General features: G+C 38.5%; 31 protein-coding genes. 28 read left to right on the top strand and 3 right to left on the bottom strand.

Features of this window, described 5'->3' with window-relative positions; genetic code table 11:
* Position 1: 1 nt before the first annotated feature.
* Positions 2-526 (bottom strand): DinB family protein, encoded by a 525-nt coding sequence (locus C4F49_RS01555; RefSeq protein ID WP_196934066.1) that lies wholly within the window; start codon positions 524-526, stop codon positions 2-4.
* A complete protein-coding gene (locus C4F49_RS01550; protein ID WP_196934065.1) occupies positions 507-1748 on the bottom strand; it encodes a sensor histidine kinase in 1242 nt (413 codons plus the stop codon). The genes C4F49_RS01555 and C4F49_RS01550 overlap by 20 nt, the downstream gene beginning before the upstream one ends.
* A 176-nt stretch (positions 1749-1924) precedes the next feature.
* Between C4F49_RS01550 and gltX the strand changes: the two genes are divergently transcribed.
* Together gltX and C4F49_RS01540 are read left to right on the top strand one after the other, a co-directional pair.
* On the top strand, positions 1925-3451 hold the full coding sequence (gene gltX / locus C4F49_RS01545) for a glutamate--tRNA ligase (RefSeq protein WP_196934064.1): 1527 nt from the start codon (positions 1925-1927) through the stop codon (positions 3449-3451).
* Between the two features lie 74 nt (positions 3452-3525).
* The gene (locus C4F49_RS01540; RefSeq protein WP_196934063.1) at positions 3526-4368 is read left to right on the top strand and encodes a sugar phosphate isomerase/epimerase family protein; all 843 of its coding nucleotides are present in this window, start codon (positions 3526-3528) and stop codon (positions 4366-4368) included.
* A 700-nt stretch (positions 4369-5068) separates the two neighbouring features.
* On the opposite strand, the gene C4F49_RS01535 is transcribed toward C4F49_RS01540, so the two are convergent.
* A complete protein-coding gene (locus tag C4F49_RS01535; protein WP_196934062.1) occupies positions 5069-6310 on the bottom strand; it encodes an NAD(P)/FAD-dependent oxidoreductase in 1242 nt (413 codons plus the stop codon).
* A gap of 122 nt (positions 6311-6432) precedes the next feature.
* Between C4F49_RS01535 and flxA the strand changes: the two genes are divergently transcribed.
* Genes flxA through C4F49_RS01405 form a run of 26 tightly spaced genes read left to right on the top strand, consistent with a single transcriptional unit; the run spans position 6433 to position 25770 of the window.
* The gene (gene flxA / locus C4F49_RS01530) at positions 6433-7950 is read left to right on the top strand and encodes a flexirubin biosynthesis tyrosine ammonia-lyase FlxA (protein WP_196934061.1); all 1518 of its coding nucleotides are present in this window, start codon (positions 6433-6435) and stop codon (positions 7948-7950) included.
* 2 nt (positions 7951-7952) lie between these two features.
* Entirely contained in the window at positions 7953-8684 is a 732-nt protein-coding gene (gene flxB / locus C4F49_RS01525; protein WP_196934060.1) for a flexirubin biosynthesis SDR family reductase FlxB, read from the top strand.
* 5 nt (positions 8685-8689) lie between these two features.
* Entirely contained in the window at positions 8690-9916 is a 1227-nt protein-coding gene (locus C4F49_RS01520) for a beta-ketoacyl-[acyl-carrier-protein] synthase family protein (protein WP_196934059.1), read from the top strand.
* A complete protein-coding gene (locus C4F49_RS01515; protein ID WP_196934058.1) occupies positions 9909-10160 on the top strand; it encodes a phosphopantetheine-binding protein in 252 nt (83 codons plus the stop codon). Before C4F49_RS01520 ends, C4F49_RS01515 begins: the two co-directional genes overlap by 8 nt.
* Before the next feature lie 5 nt (positions 10161-10165).
* Positions 10166-11047: an LpxL/LpxP family acyltransferase gene (locus C4F49_RS01510; RefSeq protein WP_196934057.1), complete on the top strand. Its 882-nt coding sequence runs from the start codon at positions 10166-10168 to the stop codon at positions 11045-11047.
* A gap of 11 nt (positions 11048-11058) precedes the next feature.
* The gene (locus tag C4F49_RS01505; protein WP_196934056.1) at positions 11059-11964 is read left to right on the top strand and encodes a flavodoxin family protein; all 906 of its coding nucleotides are present in this window, start codon (positions 11059-11061) and stop codon (positions 11962-11964) included.
* A 3-nt stretch (positions 11965-11967) separates the two neighbouring features.
* Entirely contained in the window at positions 11968-13101 is a 1134-nt protein-coding gene (darB, locus tag C4F49_RS01500) for a dialkylresorcinol biosynthesis protein DarB (RefSeq protein WP_196934055.1), read from the top strand.
* A gap of 6 nt (positions 13102-13107) precedes the next feature.
* The gene (locus tag C4F49_RS01495) at positions 13108-13524 is read left to right on the top strand and encodes a hotdog family protein (protein WP_196934054.1); all 417 of its coding nucleotides are present in this window, start codon (positions 13108-13110) and stop codon (positions 13522-13524) included.
* Between the two features lie 2 nt (positions 13525-13526).
* Positions 13527-13988: a hotdog family protein gene (locus C4F49_RS01490; protein ID WP_196934053.1), complete on the top strand. Its 462-nt coding sequence runs from the start codon at positions 13527-13529 to the stop codon at positions 13986-13988.
* Entirely contained in the window at positions 13975-14379 is a 405-nt protein-coding gene (gene DarG, locus C4F49_RS01485; protein WP_196934052.1) for a flexirubin biosynthesis protein DarG, read from the top strand. Before C4F49_RS01490 ends, DarG begins: the two co-directional genes overlap by 14 nt.
* A complete protein-coding gene (darH, locus tag C4F49_RS01480) occupies positions 14379-15374 on the top strand; it encodes a BtrH-related acyltransferase DarH (protein ID WP_196934051.1) in 996 nt (331 codons plus the stop codon). The genes DarG and darH overlap by 1 nt, the downstream gene beginning before the upstream one ends.
* A 1-nt stretch (position 15375) precedes the next feature.
* Positions 15376-16128: an ABC transporter ATP-binding protein gene (locus C4F49_RS01475; RefSeq protein ID WP_196934050.1), complete on the top strand. Its 753-nt coding sequence runs from the start codon at positions 15376-15378 to the stop codon at positions 16126-16128.
* Positions 16118-17401, top strand: a complete 1284-nt coding sequence (locus C4F49_RS01470; protein ID WP_196934049.1) for an ABC transporter permease — start codon at positions 16118-16120, stop codon at positions 17399-17401. Before C4F49_RS01475 ends, C4F49_RS01470 begins: the two co-directional genes overlap by 11 nt.
* Positions 17376-17822, top strand: coding sequence for an acyl-CoA thioesterase (locus C4F49_RS01465; protein WP_196934048.1), 447 nt, complete (start codon positions 17376-17378; stop codon positions 17820-17822). The genes C4F49_RS01470 and C4F49_RS01465 overlap by 26 nt, the downstream gene beginning before the upstream one ends.
* Positions 17822-18931, top strand: a complete 1110-nt coding sequence (locus C4F49_RS01460; protein ID WP_196934047.1) for a beta-ketoacyl synthase N-terminal-like domain-containing protein — start codon at positions 17822-17824, stop codon at positions 18929-18931. The genes C4F49_RS01465 and C4F49_RS01460 overlap by 1 nt, the downstream gene beginning before the upstream one ends.
* Positions 18932-19498: a hypothetical protein gene (locus tag C4F49_RS01455; protein ID WP_196934046.1), complete on the top strand. Its 567-nt coding sequence runs from the start codon at positions 18932-18934 to the stop codon at positions 19496-19498. It begins immediately after the preceding gene.
* Positions 19499-19556: 58 nt separating this feature from the next.
* Positions 19557-20141: a zeta toxin family protein gene (locus tag C4F49_RS01450; protein ID WP_231388171.1), complete on the top strand. Its 585-nt coding sequence runs from the start codon at positions 19557-19559 to the stop codon at positions 20139-20141.
* Entirely contained in the window at positions 20128-20304 is a 177-nt protein-coding gene (locus C4F49_RS01445; protein ID WP_196934045.1) for a hypothetical protein, read from the top strand. Before C4F49_RS01450 ends, C4F49_RS01445 begins: the two co-directional genes overlap by 14 nt.
* A gap of 50 nt (positions 20305-20354) precedes the next feature.
* Positions 20355-20612: a phosphopantetheine-binding protein gene (locus C4F49_RS01440; RefSeq protein WP_196934044.1), complete on the top strand. Its 258-nt coding sequence runs from the start codon at positions 20355-20357 to the stop codon at positions 20610-20612.
* Positions 20613-20615: 3 nt separating this feature from the next.
* Positions 20616-21812: a beta-ketoacyl-[acyl-carrier-protein] synthase family protein gene (locus C4F49_RS01435; protein WP_196934043.1), complete on the top strand. Its 1197-nt coding sequence runs from the start codon at positions 20616-20618 to the stop codon at positions 21810-21812.
* A complete protein-coding gene (locus tag C4F49_RS01430; RefSeq protein ID WP_196934042.1) occupies positions 21809-22876 on the top strand; it encodes a beta-ketoacyl synthase chain length factor in 1068 nt (355 codons plus the stop codon). Before C4F49_RS01435 ends, C4F49_RS01430 begins: the two co-directional genes overlap by 4 nt.
* On the top strand, positions 22827-23636 hold the full coding sequence (locus C4F49_RS01425) for a polysaccharide deacetylase family protein (RefSeq protein WP_196934041.1): 810 nt from the start codon (positions 22827-22829) through the stop codon (positions 23634-23636). The genes C4F49_RS01430 and C4F49_RS01425 overlap by 50 nt, the downstream gene beginning before the upstream one ends.
* Entirely contained in the window at positions 23626-24255 is a 630-nt protein-coding gene (gene lolA2, locus C4F49_RS01420; RefSeq protein ID WP_196934040.1) for a flexirubin biosynthesis/transport protein LolA2, read from the top strand. Before C4F49_RS01425 ends, lolA2 begins: the two co-directional genes overlap by 11 nt.
* Entirely contained in the window at positions 24233-24856 is a 624-nt protein-coding gene (gene lolB2 / locus C4F49_RS01415) for a flexirubin biosynthesis protein LolB2 (protein WP_196934039.1), read from the top strand. The genes lolA2 and lolB2 overlap by 23 nt, the downstream gene beginning before the upstream one ends.
* A 56-nt stretch (positions 24857-24912) precedes the next feature.
* Positions 24913-25287 carry an ApeI family dehydratase gene (locus C4F49_RS01410; protein WP_196934038.1) on the top strand — a complete coding sequence of 125 codons (375 nt, stop codon included), beginning with the start codon at positions 24913-24915 and terminating at the stop codon, positions 25285-25287.
* A 3-nt stretch (positions 25288-25290) separates the two neighbouring features.
* Positions 25291-25770 (top strand): hypothetical protein, encoded by a 480-nt coding sequence (locus C4F49_RS01405; protein WP_196934037.1) that lies wholly within the window; start codon positions 25291-25293, stop codon positions 25768-25770.
* Position 25771 lies beyond the last annotated feature (1 nt).

Here is a 25771-nt window from a genome sequence, read left to right as displayed (position 1 = left end):
CCTAGTTTGTTTCTTGATTTATTAAATAACGCGATTGCAAAATCAATCGATGATGATTTAAATGCCCTGCAATAATGTAGATAAATGCGCGAACGCTGATTAGACGGTCAGAGGCCATGCCTTTGCGCTGCAATTCGACTTCATTTAGCGAGTTGAAGAAAATTAGATTCGATTTCCTCAGATGGATAAATTCCTCGATGATGCTCTCAAATTCGCGTTCGTTATGTCTGCCATTCGCAACAAATTCATCTTGTTCAAATGAAGCCAATGAAGTCATGTCATTTCGCGCGAAGCGCAATGCTCGATAAGCCATGACACGTTCTGCATCCAAAATATGGCAAAGCACTTCTTTTATTGTCCATTTCCCTTCAGCATAAGAATAAGTGCCCAAATCTGCTGGTATCGTTCGGATAAATTCCGGAAACGTGGTCACTTGATTCTCTAATTCCACCATCACATCGCCTACTATGGTTTCAATGTAATCACTATAAATTGCTGGATATTCGTCAGATTTGAGTGGGTTCATATTTTAAATTGCTTTTTAGTATGATTCTAAATGTACTGCCTTTGCCGATTTCTGATTCTTTCACAAAGATATGTCCTTTATGGTAATGCACCATCCGTTTCGTAAGACTCAATCCCAATCCCCAGCCACGCTTACGTGTGGTGAATCCAGGTTGGAAAATAGTCTCAAAATCAGATTTTGGAATGCCTTTGCCTGTATCGCTAATGTCTATAAAAATTTCTTCTTTTGCAATATTTTCAGAAATGTTAACCGAGATTTTGCCTTCTGAACTGATTGCATTAACGGCATTTTTCAATAAATTTTCGATGATCCAGTCAAACAATTGAACATTGATCATTGCTTCAACTTGCTGATCTCCTTTTAATTCAAACGTAATCTTGTCACTTGTTCGTATTCGGAAATAATTCATGTAATCCCTAACCCGGTCGTAGACTACATGGCTGGAAAGCGAAGGGATTGAGCCGATTTTTGAAAAGCGATCGGCGACAATTTCTAAACGCTTGACATCATTTTCCATTTCATCCAGTACCGAATCGTCCTCAGCTTCATACTTTATGCGGACTAATTCCAACCAGCCCATCAAGGAGGAAATCGGCGTGCCCAATTGATGCGCCGCCTCTTTGGCCATCCCGACCCAAACTAGATTTTGTTCGGATTTCCGGATGGAATTAAAGACCGTATAGGCAATAATCAGAAATAAACCTATCAGCGAAAGCTGAACGTATGGAAATACCCTTAAATTCTGAAGCGCTTGAGAATCCTTGTAATACACGAGCCATTCCTCTCCGGTATCGAGCGGAAGAATAATCGGCTTATGCCTTTTTTTCATGATATTCAGCTGTTTTTCGAAATATTCTGGATCATAGGTCAATTTCGAATGGCTTGTATCTGATTCAATAGGAGCAATGTTTGTTTTCGTTGAATCTAAATCCCGCCAAAAAATCACATGATTTTGTTCGTCAGTAATAATTGCTGGAAGAGAAAGGCTGTCACGCACCGCGTAGATAAAACTAATAAATTGATCATCGACATCGGGCATGGTGATAATGCTTCTCGTGCTCATTGCCCAAACTTCTGCTTTCGTACGTTCGGATTTTGAAAGACTTTTTACCAAATAGTTCGTGTAAATCAATGATGCGGCCGCAATAAGGGCTGCGAAGAGAAACAAAAATGCTTTCCACTGCTGTTGATTATACCGATAAGGATTTTTTCTTGATAACATATCTTGTCGCAAATTAGATAATTTCTTTTATTCATCATATAAACAAGGCTTCATTTCTGTTATTCTTAATGATTACAAAGTAGAACCATAAAGGTCTATGATTTAGCGTATAGCTAAAAAGCTTGTTTCTGTGGTTAAAAAATAACAGTTCCAGAAAAAATAGGTAATTTTGCGCCATGAATTCACAACAAAAAGTGAGGGTGCGCTTTGCACCGAGTCCTACCGGAGGATTACATTTAGGAGGCGTACGAACTGCCTTGTTTAATTACTTATTCGCGCGTCATCACGGCGGAGATTTTATTTTACGAATTGAAGATACGGACCAGACACGCTTTGTTCCGGGAGCAGAAGAATATATTTTAGAATGTTTAGCTTGGTGCGGAATTAAGATTGACGAAAGTCCGGTCAATGAAGGCAATTTCGGTCCATACAGACAGAGCGAGCGAAAACCTTCGTATCGTGCTTATGCGGAAGAGTTGGTCAAAAAGGGACACGCTTTCTATGCATTCGACAGCACTGAAGAATTAGAAGAACAGCGGAAATTATTTCCGAATTTCAAATATAACTTTGAGAATAGACTTTCTTTGCGAAATTCGTTAAGCCTGTCGGAAGAAGAGACGCAAAAATTGTTAGCAGAAAATCATCCGCATACAATCCGCATTAAAATGCCAGACAATGAATCGGTTTATTTTGATGATTTGATCCGTGGCCGAGTTTCATTTGAAACAAGTCTATTGGACGATAAAGTATTATTAAAAGCGGATGGCATGCCGACTTACCATTTGGCAGTTGTTGTTGATGACAAAGCCATGGAAATTTCACATGTTTTTCGAGGTGAAGAATGGTTGCCATCATCCCCGATACATATTTTGTTATGGACTTATTTTGGATGGAAAGAACAAATGCCTCAATGGGCCCATCTTCCTTTAATTTTAAAGCCTGATGGGAATGGAAAATTGAGCAAACGCGATGGCGACCGATTGGGATTTCCGGTGTATGCAATGAATTGGCAAGATCCGAAAACAGGCGATTTAACAAAAGGTTTCCGTGAACTTGGATTTTTGCCCGAAGCTTTCGTCAATATGCTAGGTGTGTTGGGATGGAATGATGGAACAGAGCAAGAAATTTTCTCGATGGAAGAATTGATTGCTAAGTTCTCAGTAGAGCGCATTCATAAAGCTGGAGCAAAATTCGATTTTGAAAAAGCAAAATGGTTCAACCACGAATGGATTAAAAATACAGCAGACGAAGACCTGTTGCCACAAATTAAAGCCGTTTTAACAGAAAATTCAGTGAACGATGGTCAATTTTCTGATGAATATGTTTTGCAAATCATTTCCTTGGTGAAAGAGCGATTGACATTTGTCGAAGATTTTTGGGAGCAAGCGAATTTCTTTTTTACTGCGCCAAAAGATTTCGATGTTTCGGCGATTAAGCCAAAATGGACTGCTGAAAAAACACAGTTTTTCAACGAAGTAATTGCTGAATTTTCAGGCTTAGCCGAATGGAACGCTTCAGGATTGGAAAGTCATTTCAAAAATAAAATCAACGGAGCAGGTTTGAAAATAGGTGAGTTTATGATGCCATTGAGAATCATGCTTGTTGGAGGAAAGTTTGGTCCAGATGTTTTTCAGATTGTCGAAAAGCTGGGAAAACAGGAAGTAATTTCCAGAATTCAATACGGATTGGACTTATTAAATTAAAATAATATTTAATGCATTCTCAAGGTAATTATCTTTTTAATCTTTATCTTGGAGGATTATAAATCAACTGAAATATGACTAGAAGAAACCTATTACTTGCACTTTTTGCATGTACAATTTGTTTGCTTTCTTTTGCTCCGCAAAAAAAGGTAAAACAACCAGAGAAAAAATTCGGATGGCATTTAGGTGCTCAAGCTTACACGTTTAGGTTATTTACTTTCGCAGAGGCATTGGACAAAATCGATAGCGCAGGATTAACGTATGTAGAGGCTTTCCCGGGACAAACTGTTGGGGCGGGAAGTACTGAAAAGTTAAATTATACACTTTCTCCCGAAGGGAAAAAGTTAGTTAAGGATTTATTGAAAAAGAAAAAAATCACTTTGCACGCTTTTGGTGTGACTGGCGCTAAAGATGCAGAAGAATGGGAGAAGGTTTTTCAATTTGCACAAGAAATGGGCATCAAAGTTATTAATTCAGAGCCTCAAGAAAACCAGCTTCAATTGGTTTCTGATTTGTGCGATAAATACAAAATCAAAGTTGCTTTGCATAACCATCCAGAACCGACATTTTATTGGAATCCCGATAAAGTATTGTCTTTGCTAGAAGGCAAAAGCCAGTATTTAGGAGTTTGTGCAGATGTTGGCCATTGGGCGCGCTCGGGTCTTGACCCAGTTGCTTCTTTGCAAAAATTACAAGGCAAGGTTTTTCATTTACATTTCAAAGATTTGAATGAATTTGGAAAAAAGAATGCGCATGACGTGCATTGGGGAACTGGAATTATTGGTATGGATAAAATCATCGCAGAATTGAAAAGACAAAAATTCAAAGGCATGCTTTCTGCAGAATACGAATACAACTGGGAAAACAACATGAATGATGTTAAAATCAGTGCAGAAAATTTTAGGAAAGCGCTGTAAAAAGTAAAAATTAAAAAGTAAAAATTCAAAAACCTTTCTAGCGACTAGAAAGGTTTTTGAATTTTTATCCTTTTTTGAGCATGTCTAAAAGGGTCTTTATTAGAAAAGGAAATGATTTGTTGTAGTCAAAAGCGCATGTTATTAGTTTGTGCCAGATTTATCAAATTAGCCTTAGCGAAGAGAACGATTTTTTAATTTTATATTGAATGTGATGTTGCGAACCTACGGCTCGCTATCGTATAGGCTGATGTCTTGCTACAAACATTTTGCTCCTACGGAGCAAGGCTAAATTTTGATAGGTCATTGATATAAAATAGTCCTTAGCGAAGAAAGCGATTTTTTAATTTTATATTAAATGTGATGTTGCGAACCTACAGCTCGCTATCGTATAGGCTGATGTCTTGCTACGAACATTTTGCTCCTACGGAGCAAGCCTAAATTTTGATTAGGTCATTGATATAAAACATTTTTATCAAATTAACCTTAGCGAAGAGAACGATTTTTTAATTTGATATTTAATGTGTGAGTTTGCGAATCTACGGCTCGCTATCGTATAGGCTGATGTCTTGCTACAAATATTTTGCTCCTACGGAGCAAGACTAAATTTTGATTAGGTCATAGATATAAAACATTTTTATCAAATTAACCTTAGCGTACAGAACGATTTTTGAATTTTTAATTTTGAATTTTTACTTTTAATTTAATCAATCATCTTTTGCTGAAGCAAATATGCCATGCTTTTAATAACGCGGTCGTGCTTTTTAACAAAAGGATTTTCCTCGTTCCAAACATAACCGGCTAAGACCGAACAGATTTTTCGTTTGACATCCAGATTTTCTGGCTGATGAAAAAATAGGGTTTGCAGATTTCCGGTGTACCATTCTTTGACATAAGTCGTGAACACGTCAATTCCTCGTTGCATGTAGTCTGCAAATTCCACTTGCCAATCCACATTCTCGCCATGGACTTCTCGATAGGCTAATTTTGCAGCAAGAATGCCAGATTCCGTTGCGAAGCAAACCCCCGAAGAAAATACGGGGTCCAAAAATTCAGAACTGTTTCCTGTTAATGCAAATCCATCTCCGAACATTTTAGTCACAGCCGCAGAATAATTTTTTAAATGAACAGGCTCGAAAAGAAATTCAGTTCCAGCAAATCGCTTGATGTAGAAATCCGAAAGATTAATTGCTTTTTCGAGCGCACGTGCTGTACTTCCGTTTTCTTTGAGTTCCTCAATAAAATCTGTATTCGCAACAATGCCTAAGCTGGTATTTCCATTGGAAAAAGGAATCACCCAAAGCCATACTTCGGTATCCAGCACATCAAATGAGATTTGCGTTCCTTCAATGCCTTCTGGACGATTGATGTCGACAACATGAGAAAAAATAGCAGAATGCGGATTCAATTGAGAAGGTTTGTCCAACTGAAGCAACCTTGGCAATACACGGCCATAACCACTGCAGTCAATCACAAATTTGGCTTTGATTTGACGCTCGTTTCCGTCTTTATCGATTAGCGTTGTTACAGATTCCGAACCATCAAATTCAATCGCCGTGACAGTAGTTTCAAATTGGATATCCACACCTTTTCGCTCTAGTTCCTGCGTCATCGCATAATCGAAATCGGCTCTTGGGATTTGCCAAGTCCAATCTCTGCCTTCGCCGAATTTGTCGCTAAAGTCGAAAATATTAATCACATCGCCTTTGATAAAACGTGCGCCTGGTTTAATTTGAAAATTGTACGAGTTTAGTGCGTCTAATAATCCTGCTTCGTCAAAATGGTCCATAACGCGAGGAATCAAGCTTTCGCCAACAACCAATCTAGGGAATTTAGATTTTTCTACGACTTTAATGGACGATCCCATCTTGTGAAGATACCCAGCTGCGACACAACCCGAAGGGCCGGCACCGATAATTAATATTTCTACTTCCTCTAACGCCATGCTGAATAGTGATTATTATGGTAAAATATATTACTTTTGCAAAAATAAATTTGCGCAACAAATGTACTGTTTAATCCGTTGCATAAGTTTAATATTCTTAAAATTAAATAGCTTAAAATAGAATGATTTCTATACTTGATAAATTGGATCTCGCACAAATGTATAATGTATTGTTTGAGCTCGAGTCAATCCAAATTGCACCAGAAACTTTAAAAGTAGTCAATGATTCACACCTCTTTTTAAAGGAATTCTCTAAAAACAAAGTGATTTATGGTGTAAATACTGGTTTTGGGCCAATGGCTCAATACCGTATTCAAGATCAAGATACCGTCCAATTGCAATACAATTTGATTCGAAGCCACGCTGCGGGAACGGGTGACTTATTGTCTCCTGCAATCGTAAAAGCTTCGATGCTCGTTCGTCTGGCAAATCTTGCTCAGGGCAAATCAGGCGTTCATGAGTCGGTGTTGAAATTATTGGTTGAATTTATCAATCGAAACATTACACCGGTGATTTTTGCGCATGGCGGAGTAGGTGCGAGTGGCGATTTAGTTCAGTTAGCGCATTTAGCGTTGGTGTTGATTGGAGAAGGTGAAGTAATCTACAAAGGTGAGCGCAGAGCAACTGCTGAAGTTTTTGAATTAGAAAATTTAAAGCCTATTGATGTGGTCGTTCGCGAAGGCCTTTCATTAATCAATGGGACTTCGGTAATGACTGGTGCTGGGATTGTGAATGTTCTTTTGGCAAAGAAATTATATAAGATATCATTGGAATTGTCTTGTGCAATGAATGAAATAGTCAAAGCACATGACGATCATTTTTCAGCTACGCTGAATGAAGTGAAAAAACACCAAGGTCAGCAACAAGTTGCAGAACAAATGCGCGCCTATTTAAAAGATAGCCAATTGATCCGCAAGCGTGAAGAAGATTTATATTCTGGCAATAATTTAGAGGAGATTTTCAAAGACAAAGTGCAGGAGTATTATTCGTTGCGCTGTGTTCCTCAAATTTTGGGGCCTATCTTGGACACCATTAACCAAACCGCTGAAGTTTTAGAAAATGAAGCGAATTCGGTGAGTGATAATCCGATTATTTCGGTCGAAGACCAAAATGTATACCATGGCGGAAATTTCCACGGAGATTATATTTCGTTAGAAATGGATAAGCTTAAGCTTGCGATTACGCGTTTAACGATGTTGTCTGAACGACAATTGAATTATTTGATGAATAGCAAAATCAATGAAATTTTGCCTCCATTTGTCAACATGGGAAAATTGGGTTTCAACTTTGGTATGCAAGGTGCGCAGTTTACGGCAACGTCTACAACTGCTGAAAATCAAACTTTGTCCACATCGATGTATGTGCACAGTATCCCGAATAACAATGACAATCAAGATATTGTGAGCATGGGTACCAATGCGGCGATGTTGACGAATAAAGTCATTACAAATGCATTTGAAGTGTTGGCGATTCAATTAATTTCAATAGTTCAGGCAATTGATATCTTGAATGTTAAAAATTTAGTATCTTCAAATACGAAACGAGTGTATGACGACGTAAGGTCGATTATCCCGACTTTTTCGGATGACAAACCATTATATCCGGCAATCAAATCGGTGAAAGAATATTTAATGAAATAGAAATGAAGTGTGCTTTAATAACTGGGGGATCTCGAGGAATCGGGCGCGCAATTTGTTTGAAGTTGGCGCAGGAAAGCGATTATCATATTCTAATTAATTTTCAAGGAAATCAGGTTGCTGCGCAAGAAACTTTAGCGCAGGTAGAGGCTTTAGGCAAAACAGCCGAGCTTATTCAATTCAATGTTGCGAATAGCGACGATACGCAAGCGGCATTAAACGCTTGGGTTGAACAGAATCCCGAAGCCAAAGTGGAAGTGATTGTCAACAATGCCGGAATGGCAAAAGACGGTCTTTTTATGTGGATGCAGAAGGAAGATTGGCAATCCGTGCTGGATGTTTCTTTGAACGGATTTTTTAACGTAACCAATTTTTTTATTCAAAAAATGTTACGAAACCGCTATGGGCGGATTATTAATGTTGTTTCAGTTTCTGGGGTCAAAGGTACAGCTGGTCAAACGAATTATTCAGCCGCGAAAGCGGGTGTAATTGGTGCGACTAAAGCCTTGGCGCAAGAAGTTGCCAAACGTAATATTACTGTAAACGCAGTTGCACCTGGATTTATCAAAACCGATATGACAGCGGAGCTGGATGAAAAAGAATTAGTAAAAATGATTCCTGCGAATCGTTTTGGCGAAGCGGAAGAAGTTGCCGATTTGGTTTCTTTTCTGGCTTCCAAAAAATCTGGCTATATTACTGGTGAAGTAATCAATATTAATGGAGGGATTTATTCTTAATAGCTATGGATAGGCGCGTCGTCATCACGGGTATGGGGATTTATTCCTGCATTGGACTTAATTCCAAAGAGGTTGCTCAATCTTTATTTGAAGGCAAATCGGGAATTACTGTCGATACAGAACGTGGCGCATTTGGTTTTCAATCGCCGCTAACGGGTAAAGTTCCTTTGCCTGATTTGAAAAAAGCATTAACCCGAAGGCAGCGCATCAGCATGGGCGAAGAGTCCGAATATGCCTATGTTGCGACGATGGAAGCCTTCGAACAAGCCAATTTATCAGAAGAGTTTTTGAAATCCAATGAAATTGGAATTCTATACGGCAATGATAGTGTTGCTCAATCTGTTGTAGAGTCTACGGATATTGTGCGCGAGAAAAAGGACACGCAATTGATTGGTTCGGGAGCGATTTTCAAATCGATGAATTCGACCGTGACGATGAATCTGGCGACCATTTTAGAATTAAAAGGAATCAACATGACCATTAGCGCGGCTTGCGCGAGCGGTTCTCATGCGATTGGGCTTGGATTTATGTTCATAAAGCAAGGTCTTCAGGACATGATTATTTGCGGTGGGGCGCAAGAGATTAATCCATACGCGATGGCAAGTTTTGATGGATTAGGCGTTTTCGCGACGGATATCGAGCATCCTGAAAAAGCTTCTCGTCCTTTCGATACAAAACGTACAGGTCTGGTGCCAAGCGGTGGCGCGGCGACATTGATTTTAGAAAGTTACGAATCTGCGGTAAAAAGAGGAGCGACCATTTTAGCTGAAGTGGCTGGGTACGGTTTCTCTTCGAACGGTGGACATATTTCGACACCCAACATGGAAGGGCCAAAAATTGCAATGCAGCGTGCTTTGGACCAAGCTGGAGTTCGTGCCGAAGATGTGGATTACATCAACGCGCATGCAACATCGACACAAATCGGAGATGTGAACGAAGGAAAAGCCATTTTGGATGTTTTCGGAAGCAAACCTTATGTCAGTTCAACAAAGTCCATGACGGGGCATGAATGCTGGATGGCAGGTGCATCAGAAATTGTATATTCAACCTTGATGATGCAACATAATTTTATTGCGCCAAATATTAATTTGGAGCAAGTAGATGAGGAAATTAGAGAATTAAATTTGGTATCGAAGACAATAGAAAAAGAATTTGATATATATTTGTCTAATTCTTTCGGATTTGGAGGTACCAATTCGGCGATTGTTGTGAAGAAATTTAAACATGAATAACGTGCGTATAGCTCATCAAATTAATGCTATTTTGATGGATGAATTTGAGATAGATGAAGAGGTTATCGAAGCTGGAGCTCCTTTAAAAGAGTCTTTGGATTTGGATAGTTTGGATTACGTGGATTTGGTGGTCATCATAGAATCGAATTTCGGAGTGAAATTGACGGAGCATGATTTTGCCAACATGCAGACTTTTCAGGACTTTTACGATATTATCGAACGAAAGATTGAGGAGAAAAAATAATTCGCATGAGCCAATGGGACGGAAAATCAAAAGGCACACTTCTCGGCTATAAAATTTTTGTCTTTTTAATAGAAAAATTAGGCATCCGAACAGCCTATTGCTTGCTTATTTTTGTCGCTTTTTATTATTTCGTTTTTTATCCTCGAAATTTTAGGGATATATTTTATTATCTGCATCAGCGCCAGAAATTCTCAAAAATCAGCTCTTTTTTCAAAGTCTATCAAACTTATTTCGTATTTGGACAGACCATTATTGATAAAGTAGCGATTTCAGCGGGGCTAAGAAACCGATTTACGTACGATTTCGACGGCATCGACGTTTTACAAGAAACTTTAGCGAATGGCAAAGGCGGGATTTTAATTTCAGCCCATGTCGGCAATTTCGAAATTGCTGAAAAATTTTTGGCAGATATTAATAAAGATTTAAAAATCAATTTGGTTACTGTAGACCGCGAGGTATCGGTCATTAAAAATTATCTCGAAGAAATTTCTGAAAAGACCAACATCAAGCTCATTCATATTCAAGAGGATTTATCCCATATTTTTCGAATCAATGAGGCTTTATCGGAGAATGAATTGATTTGTTTTACAGGAGACCGCTATTTTGAGGGTTCAAAAACGTTGAGCATAGATTTCTTAGGTAAAGAAGCTGTTTTTCCGGCAGGACCATTTCACTTGGCTTCTCGTTTGGGAGTGCCTGTGATATTTGTGTACGTCATGAAGGAGAAAAATCTCCATTATCATCTGTATGCACGGAGAGCGGAGGATGTCAAGCATCGAAACCCCCAAACGGTTTTGGAAGCTTACGCGAAGAGTTTGGCTCAAATAGTATCCCGTTATCCTTTACAATGGTTTAATTTTTTTGATTTTTGGAAAAATTATAGTTAGTTTAAGTTAAAATGAAAAAAGTTTTAGTAGTCTATTATACGCAGTCAGGTCAATTACTCGAAATTGCTCAACAAATTGCTAAACCTTTTATCGAGGATGATGCTTTTCAATTGGATTATCATCAAATCAAAATGAAAAATGATTTTCCATTTCCATGGAATGGCGATGAGTTTTTTGATACTTTTCCTGAAACTTTCAAGCAGATTCCGCAAGAACTTCAGCCAGTAAATCCAGAAATACTGTCCACGGATTATGATTTGATTTTATTTCATTATCAAGTCTGGTATTTGACACCTTCCATTCCGATTAATTCCTTTTTGAAATCTGAAGAAGCGAAACAAATCTTATCTGGAAAACCCGTCGTCACAATCAGCGGTTCTCGGAATATGTGGGCTTATGCACAAGAAAAAATGAAGGTGTTGCTGAAGGAAAATGAAGCATCGCTAGTGGGCAATATCGCATTGACCGACCGTCATAATAACCTGATTTCGGTGATTACGATTGTCGATTGGCTTTTTTCAGGCATCAAAAAGCGAGCTTTTGGCATATTTCCTTTGCCTGGAGTTGCTCAAGAAGAAATCGAAAGTTCGGATAAATTCGGAAAAATAATTAAGTCTTACTTAAAAAATGGTAATTTTATAGGCATGCAAGAAGAGCTTGTTGCTAATGGTGCGGTAGAATTTAAGTTTTTCTTAGTTTCCATGGACCAAAAAGGGAATCGGATGTTCAACATCTGGTCGAATTTAATTTTGTCCAATCCAAAAAAGAGAAAATTATTGGTACAATTATTTAAGTACTATGTGATTTGTGCGATTTACATTTTGTCTCCGATTGTCAACATTATTGAGTTGATTCTTTACCCCTTGCTTTGGGTGTTGAAGATTAAAAGACAAAAGAAATATTTTCAAGGCGTTTAATACATGAAAGAAGTATATATAAATAAGTTAGCGAAATTTTTACCTAATGAAGTCGTTTCAAATGATGAAATGGAAAGTTATTTAGGTAAAATCAACGATAAAGAGTCCAAAGCGCGCAGAATTGTTTTGCGAAATAATGGCATTGAACAGCGTTATTATGCATTGACCAAAGAGGGAAAGCCGACGCATACCAATGTGCAATTGACCGCGGAGGCAATCCGTCAATTGTATGATGCCGATTTTAAACCGGAAGATATGGAACTGCTTTCTTGCGGAACTTCTTCGCCGGATTACCTAATGCCTTCCCACGCGGTGATGGTTCACGGTGAATTAAAAAGTGGACAAACGGAGATAAATTCGTCTGCTGGAAATTGCTGTGCAGGTATGAATGCAATGAAATTTGCTTACTTGTCTGTCAAATCTGGAAGTACTAGCAATGCCGTCTGTACAGGCTCCGAACGCATGTCCTCATGGATGATTGCCGACCATTTTAATAAGGAAGTCGACAATTTAAAAGAATTGGAAGAACAGCCTATCATTGCTTTCAATAAAGATTTTTTGCGCTGGATGTTATCCGATGGTGCTGGCGCAATGTTGTTGGAAAATGAGCCTAAAGGCGATTTGCCATTAAAAATAGAATTTATGGAAGGGTATTCCTTCGCCCATGAAATCGAAACCTGCATGTATGCGGGTGGGGATAAACTGGAAGATGGAACGTTGAAATCGTTCAGCGATTATACATCGGAAGAATGGCTGACAAAATCGATTTTTGCGGTAAAGCAAGACACAAAATTGCTGGATAAATACATTTTGGATAAAGGTGTTGAAGGAATTCAAATGGCAATGGCGAAACATAACATTACGCCTGATGACATCGATTTTCTTTTGCCCCATGTTTCTTCACACTATTTTGTGGAAGAATTATATCAGAAATTAATTGTAGCCGGAATTGAATTCAGCAGAGAGAAATGGTTTTTAAATTTAAAAACGATTGGAAATGTTGGCGCAGGTTCTGTGTACATCATGTTGCAGGAATTGGTTGCATCTGGAAAATTGAAAAAAGGACAGCACATCATGCTATGCGTTCCTGAAAGCGCTCGTTTTACCTATGCTTACGCTTATTTAACTGTTTGTTAATCCAACATGCTTTTCGAAGGAGATATTACGACATTGATTCCCCAGCGCCAACCTATGGTTATGGTCGATTCGATTGTGGAGTACAGCGAGAAGCAAGTCATTTCATCATTTAAGCTAGTAGAAGGCAATTTATTTATTCAAAATAATCATTTTCTTGAATCAGGGTTAATTGAACACATGGCTCAATCCGTTGCTTTGCATACTGGTTATTTTTATTTCTTTAAAAACGAAACTCCGCCTACAGGCTATATCGGGACTGTTCAAAGTCTTGACATTTTTCATCTCCCGAAACTTCATTCTTCACTTCGGACAACGGTTGATATTGTGGAAGAATTTATGGGTGTCACTTTGGTGGAAATATCCGTTAAAGTTGATAACTTGCTTATTGCTAAAGGAAAAATGAAAACTGTCATCGCCAAATAATCATGGAACTAGATAACTTGATTGAAATAGAACCTTATCTGCCTCACCGCAAACCCATGTTGATGGTCGATGCGATTGTGGAGATTTCCGCCGAGCGAGTTGTCTGTGTATTTAAGATTGAAGAGGAATGTGTTTTTGTACAAAATAATCAGCTTCAAGAAGCAGGTTTGATTGAACATATGGCACAGACTTGTTCGTCCATTATGGGACAGACTTATTTCGAAAATAAGCAGACTGATTCTTCAAGGCCGATTGGCTTTATTTCCGCCATCAAGAGTCTTACAATCAATCATCTGCCTGAAGTCGGAAAGCTGATGCGTACGGAATCGGTATTGGAAAACAAGTTTTATGGCGATGATTACACATTGAGCACGATGTTGGTCAACGTAGTTGTTGACAATGAAGTGATAGCAGAAGGAACAATCAATTTATTTTTACAGGAGAATCGAAATGAAAAAATCTGAAGTCCCGCAAGATAAAGGCAGTGTGTCTGAAAAAGGCTCTCGTGAATTGTATTACGCATTGGATGAAAATGGAGAATACACAACTGAATTGAGCACAGGTTGGGAACCTAAGCAAATCGTGCAGAACCATACGTTAAGTGAGTTGGAAGAACGAATAAATCAGGCCCAGCAAGATGTGAAAAACGGATTGGCGAGTCCAATTGTTTATTTTATGGAGTTGAAGCGAATGGATTGGCAGATTGTTGCTGATTATTCAGGAATTTGGAAATGGCGTGTGAAACTTCATGCTAATCCAAGCAGATTTCAAAAATTAAGCGATAAAACCTTGTCAAAATATGCGGAAGCGTTTGAAATTTCGTTAGAAGAACTAAAGAATTATAAAGGAGATTAATGCAACAAGAATTTAAACATCACATCACAGCCCATTGCGAAAATGGCGTTGCATCTAATCTTTTAAAAAATAAAGGCCTTGATATCAGTGAACCGATGGTTTTCGGTATCGGTGCCGGACTATTCTATGTGTATTTGCCATTTATCAAAGTCAATCATGCGCCAGGAATCAGTTACAGACCGATGCCAGGATGGATTTTCAATGGCTTGGCAAAACGTTTAGGAATCAAAATCAAAAGACAAAAATTTTCTACTCCAGAAAAAGCAAAAGCTGTTTTGGATGAAAATTTAAAAAATAATAATCCTGCAGGCCTTCAGGTCGGCGTATATCATTTGCCTTATTTTCCTGACGACTATCGTTTTCATTTCAACGCCCATAATCTAGTGGTGTATGGAAAAGAAGATGGCCAATATTTAGTTAGCGACCCAACGATGGAAACCATCCACAAAATGACGGATGCTGAGTTGGAGAAAGTTCGTTTTGCAAAAGGATTTTTAGCGCCAAAAGGACATATTTACTACCCGATTTATATTCCAGAGAAAATTGATTGGGAAACAGCCATTCGCAAAGGAATTCAAAAAGTATGTAGCAACATGCTGGCTCCTGTGCCAATTATTGGCGTTAAAGGAATTCGTATGGTTGCGCGAGCTATTGCAAAATGGCCGACGAAATATGGCGTCAAAAAAGCAAATTATTACTTGGCACAAATGGTGCGCATGCAAGAAGAGATTGGAACTGGCGGTGGCGGATTTCGCTATATCTATTCTGCCTTTTTGCAGGAAGCAGGGAAAAAAATCAACAATCCTCAATTAGTTTCACTTTCAGAAGAAATGACAAAAATTGGCGACTTGTGGCGTGACTTTGCGGTGAAAGCGTCACGTGTGTATAAGCAACGCAGTAACGAAGAAGATGTGTATAGCTCTTTATCCAACGATTTGTTACACTTAGCTGATTTAGAAGAGGATTTTTTTAAAAAATTGAAAAAAGCAATATAGATTGAGTTCTCCTATTATTCATATCGAAAAATTGTACAAAAGGTATCGCCATGCAGATTTTTATTCTGTTGAAGATATCAATTTAGACGTCCATGAAAAGGAAGTGTTCGGTTTGCTTGGGCCAAATGGCGCTGGTAAAACGACATTAATTTCTCTGTTATGTGGGTTAATCCAGCCTACTTCGGGAAGTTTTACGATTAATGGATTCAATTATTCAGAATCTCCGATGGATTTAAAAAAGTCAATTGGAGTTGTTTCTCAGGAATATGCCTTGTATCCAACATTAACCGCCCGCGAAAATCTGGTGTATTTTGGGAGCATGAACGGACTTCGAGGAGATTATCTGTACCGTTTGGTTGATGAATCTTTGGAACGGATGGATTTGGGACGTTTTGCTAAAAAGCAAGTCGAGACATTTTCAGGAGGAATGAAAAGGCGCGTGAATCTATTGGCAGGGACGTTGCACAATCCGAAAGTTTTGTTTTTGGATGAGCCAACAGTGGGTGTGGATGTAAAATCCAAAAACACCATCATTACTTATTTAAAAGAGTTGAACCAACAAGGCACAACCTTAATTTATACTTCGCATCACATGGTGGAAGCACAAGAATTGTGTACGCGAATTGCTTTTATCGAGTCGGGAAAATTGGTAAAACAAGGGACGCCATCAGATTTGATTGCTTCAGTTGATGATGCCCGGAATTTAGAAGATGTATTTATTGACGTCATGAATAAAGGTGAGCATGTGGTATAAATTAATGATGTCCATCCGAAAGGAATTTTTATTGCTTTTCAGAGATGTGGGCGGTATAGTCATTTTGTTTGTGATGCCCATTATTTTGCTCATCACGATTACGATGGTTCAGAAAACGTCCTACGATTCGATTACTGGAACGCGGGTGAAGATTTTGTTTGTCGATAACGACAAAGGAGAAATTTCCAAGACGGTTCGGAACGAAATTGATTCGATTGATGTTTTCGAACTTGTTGAGACTTTGGACAACAAAGCCCTTGATGAGAACATGGCAAAAGAAGCCGTTTCTCGAGGAGATTATCAGCTGGCTGTCGTGTTGCCACAGGATTTGAGCACTGATTTGGCGGAGCACATCAAACAAAATGTGGATAAAATCCTAGTCGAGTTTGATTACTCTCAGGATTCTATCATTCCAGCGCTTACCCCAATTGAACCGAAGGAAATCAACTTATATTTTGACCCAGCAACTCAGGGAGCTTTTAAATCGGCTATTAAGAACACCATCGACAAACTAATTGCGACGGTAGAAAACAAACAGATTTACGCTACCTTCCAGAAAGAACTGGGTGTTGAATCGGGCGAAGTTTTTTCAAAGCAGAATTTTATCCGTTTTAAAGATATTGCTCCGCAAGAAGAAGGCAAAGAGATTATTCCAAATGCCGTGCAGCATAATGTGCCAGCATGGGCTTTATTCGCCATATTTTTTATTATCGTTCCGCTTTCCATCAACATTGTGAAAGAGAAATCACAGGGTACCATGGTGCGCTTAATCACGAATCCCGTTCCGTATTCCTTCTTTTTAATCAGTAAAACAATTACCTATTCGATTATCAGTGGCATCCAATTTTATTTAATGCTTTTGGTCGGTGTTTTTGTGTTTCCGGTTTTGGGATTGCCTCAATTTGTGGTAGGCGATAATTTTATTTTGTTGAGTCTGATGGCTTTTTTCTCTGGGCTAGCGGCCATAGGATTGGGTATTGTCATCGGTACTTTATGTTCTACACAAGAACAATCTGCTCCTTTTGGCGCAACCTTTGTTGTTATTTTGGCAGCCTTGGGCGGTGTGTGGGTACCCGTATTTATTATGCCACCCATCATGCAAAAGCTTTCCGTTCTGTCACCCATGAATTGGGGATTGAACGGTTTCTATGATATTGTGCTTCGCAAAGGCGGATTGCTGGACATCGCTCCGGAAATTATTTTGCTATTTTTGTTTTTCGGGCTAACGCTCCTGATTGCCATTCTCTATGATAAAAAGAAAAGAACTATATAATGAAGCGACTTTGCTGACAGTTTTGACGGATTTTCAAGCTCGTTTTAACGAGGTGGATTCGTTAGGAATTGTTTGGCATGGCCATTACATTGCATATTTCGAAGAAGGGCGTGAAGCTTTTGGACGAAAACACGGCATCGGCTATTTGGATGTGCAGCGCGAAGGATTTACAACGCCAATCGTCAAATCGTCCTGCGAGCATAAATTGCCCCTTCGCTACGGTGAATTAGCGCAGATTGAAACGACTTATGTCGATACGCTTAGCGCAAAAATGATTTTTCGCTATAAAATATACAACGAACAAAAGCAGGTAATCTGTACAGGGGAAACCATTCAAGTCTTTTTGGACAAAGATAATAATCTGGTGTTGAACAGTCCAGAATTTTTCTTGCGCTGGAAAGAGAAAGTAGGTTTAGTCTAATGTTCGAGCCCATTTATATTGCCGATTTCAATGTAGTTACGCCTATAGGATTTGACTTGGATTCCAATTGGAATGCTTTGATGTTGAATCAATCGGGCATTGCGCGGCATACAATCGGAAAGATAAATGAGGTGTATGTCAGCAAAATTGATGATTATAAGCTAGCGGAACAGCTCGGCAACGAATCTATTCCGTCGGATTTCTCTCGATTGGAGAAATTACTTTATTTGGCGGGAAAGCCTTTGCTTGAGAAGATTGAACTTACCGATAGGACGGCTTTTATTTTGTCAACAACCAAAGGGAATGTTTCAAATTTGAGCGAGGGGTTGACTGATGATGCCTATTTATTTTTCTCTGCGAATAAAATTGCACAGGTTTATGGTTTTAAAAGCAAGGCAATAGTCGTTTCGAACGCTTGTGTGTCTGGTTTATCAGCTGTCGCTTTAGCAAAGCGATTAATCCAAATGGGTCAATTTGATGATGCTGTAATTTTCGCAGGAGATGAGGTTTCGGAATTTGTGCTGTCTGGTTTCCAGTCCTTTCAAGCGGTAAGCGACGAGCCCTGCAAACCATTTGACCTGAATCGAAAAGGCGTTACACTAGGCGAAGCAACTGCAGCCATGTACATCAGCAAGAAAAAAAGTAGTCTTGAAATTTTGGGTGAATCGTCCATCAGCGATGCCAATCACATTTCCGGTCCCTCACGTACAGGAGAAGGATTATATAGAAGCATTTTAGGCGCTTTGAAAGAAGCAACTATAGATTCTTCTCAAATCGATTTTATTTCTGCGCACGGAACCGCTACGCTGTTCAATGACGAAATGGAAGCGATTGCTTTTAATCGTGCTTCATTAGCCCAAGTGCCCGTCAATAGTCTGAAGGGTTTTTATGGACACACCTTGGGTGCTTCAGGTTTATTGGAATTGATACTTTCTTGTCAATCCTTGCTAAAAAATAAACTGATTGTTTCCAAAGGATTTGAAGAGCTGGGTGTTTCACAATCCATAAATATCATCCAAGAAACCGGCGACAAAAATTTAGAAATTATTTTAAAAACAGCTTCAGGTTTTGGCGGAAGCAATTCAGCCATGCTAGTGAAGAAAATATAAATGCAAAACAAGTTTAACATAATTGCAAAGGCGAAAATTGAAAATAACGCGCTGTATCGAAATGATGAGGCGGTCTTTTCTGTTTATGCACTTGATTTTGCTGATTTTGTAAAGCAATCTTACAAAGAGCTAAATATCAATTATCCAAAATTTTATAAAATGGATAATTTAAGCAAACTTGGGATTTTGTGTGCTGAATTGGTTTTGGGCGAGACCTACGACCATCAGGATGTAGCTTTGGTTTTGTCGAATAAATCAGGGAGTTTAGATACGGATGTCCGTCATCAGGAAAGTATTCAGGATGCGGATGCTTTTTATCCGAGCCCAGCAGTTTTTGTGTACACGCTGGCCAATATTTGTTTGGGAGAGATAAGTATTCGCCATGATTTTAAGTCAGAAAATATATTTCTAGTTTCCGAAGAATTTGATGCAGACACCGTTTATGCACAAGCAACTTATTTGCTCGAATCGAAGAAAGCAACTTATGTGCTTTGCGGTTGGGTTGAACTTTTTGAAGAAAAATACCAATCGGTTTTGTATCTTGTTGGCAACAGGAATGATGTTTAGATTTATTTTGAAAGAAATCGTCCGTTCTAGATAGAAACAAATTGGTAAATTTACCTCGGTGAATGATAAAAAACTTTACATACTAGCAGGATGCAATGGAGCTGGTAAAACTACAGCTTCGTTTACAATTTTGCCTGAAATTTTAGATTGTAAAGAGTTTGTCAATGCGGATGAAATAGCTAAAGGATTATCACCGTTTCAGCCAGAATCAGTTTCTATAGAAGCAGGTAGGATAATGATAAACAGAATCGATGATTTAATTTCACAAGGAATAAACTTTGCTTTTGAAACTACATTATCTGCAAAAAGTTATAAAAACAAAATAATAAAAGCCAAAGAGGAAGGTTACAATGTCATACTGTTATTCTTTTGGCTTCAAACAGTAAATTTGGCAAAAGAAAGAGTGAAATCTAGAGTTTTACACGGTGGACATAACATTCCTGAAGGTGTTATTGAAAGAAGATATATAAAAGGAATTGCAAATTTATTTACTATTTATATGCCACTAGTTGATGGCGCAATAATTTTTGATAACTCCGAAGGTCAGCATGAGATAATTGCGGAGAAGAGAATAGATTCTTCTTTCAATGTTTTAAATGACTTAAAGTTTAATTCATTTAAGGCTTACTATGATAACAATTGAATCGCAACTAGAAGAGAGGGACAAAATCGTCAAAGGACTTGCTTTGGCTTTTGAAAGACTTTTAGAATCTAAAAGAGCAAACAATAGTGAATTAGTTATAATTCGCGATGGTAAGATTGTGAAAGTGAAGCCTGCGGATTTTGAAAAGTACAATTTAAAATAATACACGATTGTGTAAGTTGAACAAGATTAAATATAATAGGGATATAAAAAATGGAAGAATTAAAAGCAGAATTAAAAGCAAAAATCATTCAAGTTCTTAATTTAGAAGATACTACAGTTGACGATATTCAGGATGATGATTCTTTGTTTGGTGACGGATTGGGATTGGATTCCATTGATGCATTGGAATTAATCGTGTTGATGGACAAAGAATATGGCATTAAATTAAGCGACCCAAAGCAAGGGAAAGCTATTTTTGAATCTGTGAATACCATGGCGGAATTTATCGCTGCTAATCGCACAAAATAAGCTATGAGCAAAGGCGTAGCCATTACGGGAATGGGAATTGTTTCGTCCATCGGTTTGTCGGTGGAAGAAAATCTGCAATCGTTGGTATCAAAAAGGAATGGAATTTCGCGCATTGAAAATGTGGAAACCGTTCACCGCGATGCGATTAAAGTCGGTGAAATCAAAAAATCAAACGACGAACTTATTGCCCAGCTGAACCTTCCCGAATTCAATAATTTTACCCGAACAGCGCTGTTAGGTGCAGTTGCTGCGCAACAAGCACTGGAAAATGCAGGCATATCAGATATTAATGCATTTCGTACAGGATTAATTTCTTCGACCAGTGTGGGAGGAATGGACAAAACGGAAAACTATTTTTACGAATATTTTCAAAATGAGTCCATCCAAAAATATATTCCTAGCCATGATGCGGGTGATTCTTCAGAAAAAATCGCAGATTATCTTGGGTTAAAAGGTTTTGTTTCGACAATCAGTACGGCTTGTTCTTCTGCGGCCAATGCGATTATGTTGGGAGCGAAGTTGATTAAATCGGGCCGTTTGGACCGAGTAATCGTTGGCGGAACGGATGCGCTTTGCAAGTTCACAATTAACGGTTTCAATACTTTAATGATTTTATCCGATACCGATTGCCAGCCATTCGATAATGAACGCAAGGGATTGAATTTAGGAGAAGCGGCGGCTTATTTGGTTTTGGAATCTGATGAATTGGTTGAAAAAGAACAGAAGAAAGTTTTGGCTTATTTAGCTGGCTATGGAAATGCAAATGATGCTTTTCATCAGACTGCCTCTTCTGAGACAGGAGAAGGCGCATTTTTGGCGATGCAAAAGGCATTGTCTGTCGCTGGACTTGTTGCTAACCAAATTGATTACATCAATGTTCATGGTACGGCAACACCTAATAATGACTTATCTGAAGGCCGTGCAATGGTTCGGGTTTTCGGAGAAGCTACGCCTGACTTTAGCTCGACGAAGGCATTTACCGGACACACATTAGCTGCGGCAGCAGCGATTGAATCGGTGTACAGCATTCTTGCTTTGCAAGAAAATGTCGTTTTTGCGAACCTGAATTTTAAAACGCCAATGGCAGAATTTGACCTGATTCCGCAAACAGAAAACAAGTCAAAAGAATTGAACCATGTGCTGTCGAATTCTTTTGGGTTTGGGGGCAATTGTTCGACTTTAATTTTTTCGAAAGCATGAAACAAAAAGTCTATATCAACGGAATAGGGGCTGTAACGGCGCAAGGAATCTGGCGCAAAGAGATTTTTGATGAAGCGCAAGAAATCTGTTCGAATACTGCTTTAGCTCAACAGCCAGGATATAAAGAACTAATTGCGCCTGCAATGATTCGACGAATGTCAAAAGGAATTAAAATGGGCATTTTTGCTTCGCAACAAGCCTTAGACAATGCCGAAATCTCTCAACCCGATGCGGTAATCACCGGTACAGGATTAGGCTGTTTGGAGGATTCTGAAAAATTTCTTAAAGCCATTTTGGCAAATGACGAACAGTTTCTAACGCCTACAAATTTTATACAATCTACACACAATACTGTCGGTGCTCAAATCGCTTTGCGATTGGCTTGCAAAGGCTATAATTTTACCTATGTCAATGGTGCGGTTTCTTTTGAATCCGCTATGTTAGATGCATTATTGCAATTGGAGTCTGCAGAATCTTCGGCTATTTTATTGGGGGGAATGGACGAAATCGCTGACCATACAGTTTCTTTATTGAAGTTGATTGATTACATCAAACCCGATGAAGTCCATGAAACAATCAAAGAATCAACGACAAAAGGGGTAAATACATCGGAAGGGGCAGTTTTCTTCGGTTTATCAAGCGATTTGAATCCGCACACGAAAGCAGAAATAGCTGATGTAGAAATTAAAAATCTAGTCGAAAAGTCCGCAATTTCCGATTGGACAAATGAATTTCTCGAACGCAATCACAGCACGATTTCAGACATAGATGCAGTAGTTTTAGGAGTGAATGGAGATGTAGAATTTGATTCGTATTACGAAGAATTTGCGTCTGCTTTTACAGAAATTCCTCAGCTTTATTACAAACACCTGTCTGGGGAATACGATACGGCTTCAGCATTTGGCTTAGCGACAGCGGTCAAGGTGCTTGATGAACAGGTAGTTCCGCAAATTATTTCTTGGAATACTATCCAAGCTTCAAAAATAAAAACTATCTTAGTATATAATCAATACCGTGGACGAGACCACAGTTTGGTTTTACTGCATCATGTGGAAACACCATAATATAAAACCTATTTTTTGGAGCGTTTGGTTTGTTTTAGCCATATTAACGCTGGTTACCTCATTATCTTCGACCTACCTGTTAATCTGGACAGTCCTGTTTTTTCTGGTATTAATCTACGCTTCTTTCGATATCCGTTTGGGCTATTTTCTCAAATCTTATTATCGAAATAAGAATGAACAATCCAGAAGAGTCGCCATTACATTTGACGATGGGCCAAGCGAGTTTACCCCGGAAGTTTTGGATTTACTTAGAACATACAATGCAAAGGCGACCTTTTTCCTTATCGGCAAACAGATTCAAAAGTTTCCAAACCTAGCAAAGCAATTGCTTGCCGAAGGCCATAGCATTGGAAACCATACCATGAATCATTCGAATCGATTTGGATTTTTGAATGCCGAACAAGTCTTGCAAGAAATCAATAGCTGTGATGCGGTAATTTATGAAACGCTATTGCTAAAAACACGTTTTTTCAGGCCTCCATTTGGCGTGACTAATCCTTCGGTGGCGGTGGCAGTCAAAGACTCTGGAGATTTGATGATAGGCTGGAGCATTCGTTCGTTAGACACCGTGTTAAGTCATGGCGAATCCATTTACCAGCGGATTATCAAAAAGCTGAAACCAGGTGATGTGATTTTGCTTCACGATACATCAGAAAAGTCGATTTTTGCATTGAAAAAATTACTTGATTATTTAGCAAAAGAAAAATATACCTGCGTGACTGTTGATGAATTGCTAAATTTGCAAGCGTATGAGTTTTAAGAGTATTCTAAGTATTTTCTTTCTATTGATTTCCGTGCAACTCTTTGCGCAAGATAGGGCAATGACTGCAACAGAAATCGCTCCCTTCAAGAAGGTGGTCAGCAATGCCGTAAAAGTTAAAACATTATCCGCTGATTTTACTCAATATAAAAAATTAGGATTCGTTGATAAAGAAATTATCTCTTCGGGAAAAATCTATGTCGTACATCCCGAAAAAATGAGCTGGGTGTATTCGTCTCCGACGAATTATTCCATGATTTTCAAGAACAATAAGATTTTTATCAATGACCAGGGCAAAAAGAATACGGTGGACGTTGGAAAGAATAAGCAGTTCGAGAAAATCAGCCAAATGATTGCAAACGGCATTGCCGGCGAATTGGACTCTTCGAAAGACTACAGTATTTCCTATTTTCAAAATACGGGGTTCAACATTGTTCAGGTAACGCCAAAAGCGAAGGACGCACAAAAGTATATTCAGCAAATTATTTTAAGTTTTGATAAGAAGGATAATCAAGTTGCTGAGATAAAATTGCTTGAGCCTTCAAAGAATTATACGCGCTTTGTGCTAAAAAACATAAAAACGAATCAAACAATCAATGAACAGGTTTTTGCCAATTAGTGTTTTCCTCCTAATTTTTTCTGCTTGTGCGACTAGCAAATATCCAAACACTACAGGTGGAAAAGCTATCCAAGAAATTGAAGTCAACAGTTTGTTTCTTGATACTGGGACTGTAGTTTCTTATCGTGCAAACATTGAAATTGGAAAAGAACAGCTTTCTGGGACACTCGTTATGCGAACGTTCAATGCAGACCTGCGTCGTTTCGCTCTTCTGTCTGATTTAGGACAAACGCTCATTGATATTTCCATTTTTAAAGATTACCATGTGCTGAATTCTGTTATCCCAGCAATGGATAAAAAGATTGTCATTAAGGAAGTGGCGAGTTTGTTTCGAACGATGACACAGCCCTATGTCTCAACCAAGGAAGTGATTAGTTCAAATCAAGATTTGCGTATCTATGAAATTGAAAGAGGAGCGAATAGAACTTTCTATTCGTATTCGAGCATCGATTTAAAGGAAATTGCCCATTATGGCAAACATAAGGAGCGATTTAAAATTAGCTTCGAATCTTCTGATAATCAATATCCGTCTAGTATATTCTTGTTACACAGCCGTTTTCCTCTTCGGATTTCATTAAAGCAACAGAACGACAATTTATAAATTTTGAAAAACCCTAATTTTAATACCTTATATTTGCGCAAAGCTTAAAATTCAAGATGTTATTAGAAGATTTTTATCAAGTAAATCAGTTTACACAAGAAGCAGAAACAAAATATTCCATTGAGATACAATTGAATAAATTGCATGCGATTTTCAAAGGACATTTTCCAGGAAATCCCATTACGCCAGGTGTTTGCATGATACAGATGATTAAAGAGCTTTGTGAGCGCATAACGGAACAAGAATTGTTTATGCATCAGGTGAATATGATTAAATTTATGGCTTTGATAAATCCTGAGCTCAATCCGAATTTGAGGTTGGAAATTGACATTCAGCCTTCGGATGAGTCAAACCTAAAAGTTAAAAACAACATCTACATGGATGACGTTTTAGCAATGAAGTTTTCGGGCTCTTTTAAACTAAAAAATTAAAAAATGAATATTGTTTCGATACTCTTAGTCGGTTTCTTAAGTTTTGCAAATATCGATTTGATTTCCATTCGTTCTGCATTTCAGAAAGCAGATGAATCACAAGCGCATACTGACGAATTGTATAAATCGTTAAAAGATTATTCCAAAAATGACCCAGTGATGCTCGCTTACAAAGGCGCCGCTTACGGGTTGCGCGCGAAGTATGAACTTAACCGTCAGGTGAAAAAGGAATTGTTCACACGCGGTGCGAAAACTATTGAATCTGCCGTAGCATCTGCTCCGAATAATTTAGAAATCAGGCTTATTCGTCTGATTATCCAAGAAAATGCACCGAAAGTTGTCAAATACAATAGCAACTTGACCGAAGATAAAAAATTGATTCTGGCTAATTTTTCCAAACAATCTGCGGACGTAAAGGCTGTTATTCGCGCTTATGCAAAACGGTCTAAAACCTTAACAACTGACGATTTAAAGAATTTATAAT

Origin of the sequence: Sphingobacterium hungaricum (assembly GCF_015210005.1) — a bacterium.
Taxonomy (GTDB): domain Bacteria; phylum Bacteroidota; class Bacteroidia; order Sphingobacteriales; family Sphingobacteriaceae; genus Sphingobacterium; species Sphingobacterium hungaricum.
The sequence above is the reverse complement of the archived record's forward strand: the minus strand, read 5'-3'. Positions and strand labels throughout refer to the sequence as shown.

What these genes read in the sequence shown, in the direction of transcription:
- C4F49_RS01555 (WP_196934066.1), bottom strand. Translation starts at nt 526, where the DNA reads ATGAACCCACTCAAATCTGACGAATATCCAGCAATTTATAGTGATTAC.
- C4F49_RS01550 (WP_196934065.1), bottom strand. Translation starts at nt 1,748, where the DNA reads ATGTTATCAAGAAAAAATCCTTATCGGTATAATCAACAGCAGTGGAAA.
- gltX (WP_196934064.1), top strand. Translation starts at nt 1,925, where the DNA reads ATGAATTCACAACAAAAAGTGAGGGTGCGCTTTGCACCGAGTCCTACC.
- C4F49_RS01540 (WP_196934063.1), top strand. Translation starts at nt 3,526, where the DNA reads ATGACTAGAAGAAACCTATTACTTGCACTTTTTGCATGTACAATTTGT.
- C4F49_RS01535 (WP_196934062.1), bottom strand. Translation starts at nt 6,310, where the DNA reads ATGGCGTTAGAGGAAGTAGAAATATTAATTATCGGTGCCGGCCCTTCG.
- flxA (WP_196934061.1), top strand. Translation starts at nt 6,433, where the DNA reads ATGATTTCTATACTTGATAAATTGGATCTCGCACAAATGTATAATGTA.
- flxB (WP_196934060.1), top strand. Translation starts at nt 7,953, where the DNA reads ATGAAGTGTGCTTTAATAACTGGGGGATCTCGAGGAATCGGGCGCGCA.
- C4F49_RS01520 (WP_196934059.1), top strand. Translation starts at nt 8,690, where the DNA reads ATGGATAGGCGCGTCGTCATCACGGGTATGGGGATTTATTCCTGCATT.
- C4F49_RS01515 (WP_196934058.1), top strand. Translation starts at nt 9,909, where the DNA reads ATGAATAACGTGCGTATAGCTCATCAAATTAATGCTATTTTGATGGAT.
- C4F49_RS01510 (WP_196934057.1), top strand. Translation starts at nt 10,166, where the DNA reads ATGAGCCAATGGGACGGAAAATCAAAAGGCACACTTCTCGGCTATAAA.
- C4F49_RS01505 (WP_196934056.1), top strand. Translation starts at nt 11,059, where the DNA reads ATGAAAAAAGTTTTAGTAGTCTATTATACGCAGTCAGGTCAATTACTC.
- darB (WP_196934055.1), top strand. Translation starts at nt 11,968, where the DNA reads ATGAAAGAAGTATATATAAATAAGTTAGCGAAATTTTTACCTAATGAA.
- C4F49_RS01495 (WP_196934054.1), top strand. Translation starts at nt 13,108, where the DNA reads ATGCTTTTCGAAGGAGATATTACGACATTGATTCCCCAGCGCCAACCT.
- C4F49_RS01490 (WP_196934053.1), top strand. Translation starts at nt 13,527, where the DNA reads ATGGAACTAGATAACTTGATTGAAATAGAACCTTATCTGCCTCACCGC.
- DarG (WP_196934052.1), top strand. Translation starts at nt 13,975, where the DNA reads ATGAAAAAATCTGAAGTCCCGCAAGATAAAGGCAGTGTGTCTGAAAAA.
- darH (WP_196934051.1), top strand. Translation starts at nt 14,379, where the DNA reads ATGCAACAAGAATTTAAACATCACATCACAGCCCATTGCGAAAATGGC.
- C4F49_RS01470 (WP_196934049.1), top strand. Translation starts at nt 16,118, where the DNA reads ATGTGGTATAAATTAATGATGTCCATCCGAAAGGAATTTTTATTGCTT.
- C4F49_RS01465 (WP_196934048.1), top strand. Translation starts at nt 17,376, where the DNA reads ATGATAAAAAGAAAAGAACTATATAATGAAGCGACTTTGCTGACAGTT.
- C4F49_RS01460 (WP_196934047.1), top strand. Translation starts at nt 17,822, where the DNA reads ATGTTCGAGCCCATTTATATTGCCGATTTCAATGTAGTTACGCCTATA.
- C4F49_RS01455 (WP_196934046.1), top strand. Translation starts at nt 18,932, where the DNA reads ATGCAAAACAAGTTTAACATAATTGCAAAGGCGAAAATTGAAAATAAC.
- C4F49_RS01445 (WP_196934045.1), top strand. Translation starts at nt 20,128, where the DNA reads ATGATAACAATTGAATCGCAACTAGAAGAGAGGGACAAAATCGTCAAA.
- C4F49_RS01440 (WP_196934044.1), top strand. Translation starts at nt 20,355, where the DNA reads ATGGAAGAATTAAAAGCAGAATTAAAAGCAAAAATCATTCAAGTTCTT.
- C4F49_RS01435 (WP_196934043.1), top strand. Translation starts at nt 20,616, where the DNA reads ATGAGCAAAGGCGTAGCCATTACGGGAATGGGAATTGTTTCGTCCATC.
- C4F49_RS01430 (WP_196934042.1), top strand. Translation starts at nt 21,809, where the DNA reads ATGAAACAAAAAGTCTATATCAACGGAATAGGGGCTGTAACGGCGCAA.
- lolA2 (WP_196934040.1), top strand. Translation starts at nt 23,626, where the DNA reads ATGAGTTTTAAGAGTATTCTAAGTATTTTCTTTCTATTGATTTCCGTG.
- lolB2 (WP_196934039.1), top strand. Translation starts at nt 24,233, where the DNA reads ATGAACAGGTTTTTGCCAATTAGTGTTTTCCTCCTAATTTTTTCTGCT.
- C4F49_RS01410 (WP_196934038.1), top strand. Translation starts at nt 24,913, where the DNA reads ATGTTATTAGAAGATTTTTATCAAGTAAATCAGTTTACACAAGAAGCA.
- C4F49_RS01405 (WP_196934037.1), top strand. Translation starts at nt 25,291, where the DNA reads ATGAATATTGTTTCGATACTCTTAGTCGGTTTCTTAAGTTTTGCAAAT.